The sequence below is a fragment of the Polaromonas sp. P1_H6 genome, from assembly GCF_056405195.1.
The window spans coordinates 1-4,657 of record NZ_JBFUCN010000060.1 but is presented as its reverse complement, the minus strand read 5'-3'; the positions used below and the strand labels follow the sequence as shown (position 1 = coordinate 4,657).

The 4,657-nt window shown below is 62.2% G+C and carries 3 protein-coding genes; all 3 read left to right on the top strand.

The features are described 5' to 3' along the window. Positions 1-441: 441 nt before the first annotated feature. The 3 genes from AC1D1F_RS24595 (at position 442) to AC1D1F_RS24585 (ending at position 4,468) form a co-directional block, all read left to right on the top strand. Positions 442-936: a chemotaxis protein CheW gene (locus tag AC1D1F_RS24595; RefSeq protein WP_477679187.1), complete on the top strand. Its 495-nt coding sequence runs from the start codon at positions 442-444 to the stop codon at positions 934-936. 40 nt (positions 937-976) lie between these two features. Next, positions 977-2,686 carry a methyl-accepting chemotaxis protein gene (locus AC1D1F_RS24590; protein ID WP_477696776.1) on the top strand — a complete coding sequence of 570 codons (1,710 nt, stop codon included), beginning with the start codon at positions 977-979 and terminating at the stop codon, positions 2,684-2,686. An 81-nt stretch (positions 2,687-2,767) separates the two neighbouring features. Continuing rightward, positions 2,768-4,468, top strand: a complete 1,701-nt coding sequence (locus AC1D1F_RS24585) for a methyl-accepting chemotaxis protein (RefSeq protein ID WP_477677043.1) — start codon at positions 2,768-2,770, stop codon at positions 4,466-4,468. The last annotated feature ends 189 nt before the right edge of the window (positions 4,469-4,657 follow it).

Here is a 4,657-nt window from a genome sequence, read left to right as displayed (position 1 = left end):
GCTGGGCCGAGGAGCGCAGACGTAGGCGGATCAGGGATCGCGTTGTTTGAGCGAAGCGCAGCGTAGCGAGTTTAGCGAGACCCCGCCGTAGTCGAGCACCGCAGGTTGCCCGAAGCGAAGCGTAGGGACCCAGACTGCGGGTCGCCTTTTCTTTGCTTACTTTCTTTTGGCGAAGCAAAAGAAAGTGAGTTGCTGCCGGCAACCCCGGCCAGCAAGATCAAGAGAAGGGCACACCGCCGGAGCAAGACCGGCTTATCCACCCGGCTTCCCGGAAGATAAGGCCATAACTCCACGCTTATCCCCCGATTTCCAACTAGTACAGCTTGATAACCTTTATCTGAAGCAAGCACCGGGAAAACGCCAACTAAAGTTTTCACCGCCAGCGGCCGATAGCCATACATACAGATAGACAGAGACCCCATCGACATCCAAGGACTGCATATGCACGAGACAAACAACAACAGCAACCCCGTAGCCGCCGCGAAGGCGCTGGAATTCCTGGCCTTCACGCTGGGCCAGGAAGAGTACGGCGTGGACATCCAGAAAGTACAGGAGCTGCGCGGCTACGACACGGTGACTCGCATTGCCAATGCGCCCGAACACATCAAGGGCGTGGTCAACCTGCGCGGCATCATCGTGCCGATCGTGGACATGCGCATCAAGTTCAACCTCGGCACGCCGAGTTATGACCAGTTCACGGTGGTGATCATCCTGAACATTGCCAGCCGCATCATGGGCATGGTGGTGGACAGCGTCTCGGACGTGATCACGCTGAGCCCCGAGCAGGTCAGGCCGGCGCCCGAGATGGGCGCCTTGCTGGACACCGAATACCTCATAGGCCTGGGCACGCTGGATGAACGCATGCTCATCCTCGTCGACATCGACAAGCTCATGTCCAGCAGCGACATGGCCTTGATTGAGCGCGCTACCGCTTAGGTTTGCCTCACCCCACGAAACACACATAACAAAGCACATCATGTCTTTCTCAAACCTCAAAATAGGGACACGCCTGGGATCGGGATTTTTCGGGGTCCTGGTGCTTCTGGCGGCGATCGCCGGCCTGGGCCTTAACGCGATGTCGGGCGTGCAGCAGCGGCTGGGCGGCATCGTGGACGGCAACAACGTCAAGAATTTCGCGGCCAACGAGATGGTGGACAACTTCCGCGACATCGCGCTGATCGTCAGCACCATCGTGCTGCTGGAAGACCCCGCCGCCATGCAGGACCAGAAAAACCGCCTGACCGCCGCGCGTGAAAAATACGGCAAGGCCAAGAAGGTGCTGGTCGAGTCCTCCCTGGACGCCAAGGAAAAAGAGCTGCTGGACAGGCTGGACCAATCGATCAAGGCGGCCTCGCCGCTGGTCAACAAGGTGGTCGAGCTCGGGATGCAGAACAAGAACGCGGAAGCCACGGCGCTCATGATGGGCGAGTCGGCGCCCGCCACCCGCAGGGCCATTGCCGTCATCGACGACATCGTCAACTACGAGCGCGAGCTGTCCCGGAAGTCCTTCGATGAAGCCAAAGCCGAGTACACCGGTTCGCGCAACCTGATGCTGGCGCTGGCCGGATTGGCGATTGTGCTGGGAGCCCTGGGCGCCTGGTGGATCACACGTTCCATCACGCAACCTATCAACGAAGCGGTGAAGATCGCCCAGACCGTGGCGTCCGGCGACCTGACAAGCCGCATCGAGGTGAACAGCCAGGACGAGACAGGCCAGCTGATGCAGGCGCTCAAGGACATGAACGACAGCCTGGTCGGTATTGTGGGCAATGTGCGCAGCGGCACCGACACGATTGCGACGGCCTCGAGCCAGATCGCGGCCGGCAACCATGACTTGTCTTCGCGCACCGAAGAGCAGGCGAGCTCGCTCGAAGAAACGGCGGCTTCGATGGAAGAGCTGACCTCGACCGTCAAACAGAACGCCGACAACGCACGTCAGGCCAACCAGCTGGCGGTGTCCGCCTCGAGCGTCGCCGTCAAGGGCGGCAGTGTGGTCGCCGAGGTGGTCGGCACCATGGGGGCGATCAATGCTTCTTCACGCAAGATCGTCGACATCATTGGTGTCATTGATGGCATCGCCTTCCAGACCAATATCCTGGCGCTCAATGCGGCAGTGGAAGCCGCCCGTGCCGGTGAGCAGGGCCGAGGCTTTGCGGTGGTGGCTGCTGAAGTGCGCAACCTGGCCCAGCGCAGCGCCGCAGCGGCCAAGGAAATCAAGACGCTCATCGGCGACTCGGTCGACAAGGTCGAAGAGGGCAGCAAGCAGGTCGCCGAAGCGGGCAAAACCATGGACGAGATTGTCGACAGCGTCAAACGCGTGACCGACATCATGGCCGAGATCACGGCGGCGAGCCAGGAACAAACCTCGGGCATTGAACAGATCAACCAGGCCATCACCCAGATGGACCAGGTCACGCAGCAGAACGCGGCGCTGGTGGAGGAGGCGGCCGCTGCGGCTTCTTCCTTGCAGGAGCAGGCCAGCGGCCTGTCGCAGGTGGTCAGCGTGTTCAAGGTCAATGGCGGCCATGCGCCGACCACGCAGCAGCAACGCAGTAGCGTGGCCAGGCCGGCCGCGACACCCAAACAACCACCGCAAGCCCGGCGGGCGATTTCCGCGCCGCGCAAGCCGGCGGCTCCCAATGGCGATCTCGCGATAGCGGGTGGCGGCAGCTGGGAAACCTTTTAAGCCTCTTCAGGGATTCCCCCGCCGCATCAAAGCAAGCACAAGCCGGCCCTGCTTAACCCATCATTTTTGAAAGCCTGGATCATGACACTCAACAACATCAAGGTCGGCAGCCGCCTGGGGCTGGCCTTCGGCCTGATTCTTTTCATCATGGCGGTGATTTCCGTCACCGGCATCTGGCGCCTGCAGGGCCTGGCCGCCACGACCCAGCAGCTCGGAACGATCGACAACGAGAGGCTCAAGATGGCCGTGCAGTGGCGCCAGACCATAGACCTGAACTGGATACGCACGCGGGCGTCCATCCTCGACGCCGACACCAGCCGCATCCCGATGTGGCAGGCCGACATGGACAAGACCTCGGAAATCTCGAACGCCTCGCGCAAGCGCCTGGTCGAACTGGTCCAGACGGAAGAGGGCAAAAAACTCATCGCCAGCATCGACGCCGCGCGCGAAGCCTACCGCACGCCGCGCGCCGCCGTGCTCAAAAGAAGGCATGCCGGGGAGGACGTCACTGCCGTGCTCGAGCGTGAACTCAAGCCGCTGGCCGAAGCCTATAGCGAGAGCATCCACAAACTCGAGGAGTTCCAGCAGACGCTGTATGACGCCGCCCTGGCGCGGGCCGAAGAGAATGCGGCCCAGGGCCGCTTGATATTGATCGTGGGTTCGGTGCTGGCCTTGCTGCTGGGCGCGGCATCGGCTTTGGTGCTGACCCGCTCCATCACCGGGCCTTTGCGCCAGGCTGCCCGCAGCGCGCGGTTTATCGCCGACGGCGACCTGACCCAGCCCATCCACAGCGTGGGCCGGGACGAAGCCGCCGAGTTGCTGCAAGCCCTGAAGACCATGCAGGACAACCTGGTCGGCATTGTCGGCAATGTGCGCAGCGGGACCGACACCATCGCGACGGCTTCGAGCCAGATCGCTGCGGGTAACCATGATTTGTCTTCGCGCACGGAACAACAGGCCAGTTCGCTGGAAGAGACTGCCGCCTCGATGGAAGAACTGACCTCGACGGTCAAGCAGAATGCCGACAATGCGCGCCAGGCCAACCAGTTGGCCGTGTCCGCGTCGAGCGTGGCGGTGAAGGGCGGCAGTGTGGTCGCCGAGGTGGTCGGCACCATGGGCGCGATCAATGCCTCTTCGCGCAAGATTGTCGACATCATTGGTGTGATCGACGGCATTGCTTTCCAGACCAATATCCTGGCTTTGAATGCCGCTGTCGAAGCGGCCCGTGCCGGTGAACAGGGCAGGGGCTTTGCGGTGGTTGCGGCTGAAGTGCGCAACCTGGCCCAGCGCAGTGCCGCCGCCGCCAAGGAAATCAAGACGCTGATAGGCGACTCGGTCGATAAGGTTGAAGAAGGCAGCAAACAAGTTGCCGAAGCCGGCCGAACCATGGACGAAATCGTCGACAGCGTCAAACGCGTGACCGACATCATGGCCGAGATCACCGCGGCGAGCCAGGAACAGACTTCCGGGATTGAGCAGATCAACCAGGCTATTACCCAGATGGACCAGGTCACGCAGCAGAACGCGGCACTGGTGGAGGAAGCGGCCGCGGCAGCGTCCTCCTTGCAGGAGCAGGCCAGCGGCCTGTCGCAAGTGGTCAGCGTGTTCAAGGTCAACGGTGGCCATGCGCCAGCCGCGCAGCAGCAGCGTTCCAGCGTGGCCCGACCGGCCACTCCCAAACAGCCTCCGCAGGTCCGGCAGGCTATTTCGGCGCCGCGCAAGTCGACGGCTCCGGCGGGGGATCTTGCGATGGCCGGTGGCGGGAGCTGGGAAACGTTTTAAGGCCCGGTCTTGCTCCGGCGGGGCGCTCTCCTCTGAGACCTGCTGGCCGGGGGTAGCCCGGCGGCTACTCACTTTTCTTTTGCTTCGCCAAAAGAAAAGTAAGCAAAAGAAAAGGCGACCCTGGTTGCTGCGTCCCTTCGCTGCGCTACGGGCAACCTGCGGTGCTCGGTCCAGACGGGGTCTCGCTAA